The sequence below is a fragment of the Psychrobacter proteolyticus genome (assembly GCF_038155145.1).
In the GTDB taxonomy this organism is placed as follows: domain Bacteria; phylum Pseudomonadota; class Gammaproteobacteria; order Pseudomonadales; family Moraxellaceae; genus Psychrobacter; species Psychrobacter proteolyticus_B.
Window position 1 is genome coordinate 1 of the sequence record NZ_JBAKAY010000183.1, and the last position, 214, is coordinate 214.

Consider the following 214-nt stretch of genomic DNA (forward strand, 5'->3'; position numbering starts at 1 on the left):
GGTAGAACCGGATATCGTACTCGCACCGCGCGATGCTGATGTAATAAGCACCTATGTGGGTCTGGGCCTAGGTATTGGTATCATCGCAGAAATGGCATATGAACCAAGCCATTATCAAAACCTGACGGCCATACCCGTCGACCATTTTGTTCGCTTTACCAGTTGGATGGCAGTACGTGATGATTCAGAAATCCGACAATATGGACGAGCGTTC

At 48.6% G+C, this 214-nt stretch carries 1 pseudogene; it reads left to right on the forward strand.

From position 1 onward, the window contains the following. Positions 1–214, forward strand: a pseudogene (locus V6252_RS13440) (CysB family transcriptional regulator); the annotation flags it as partial.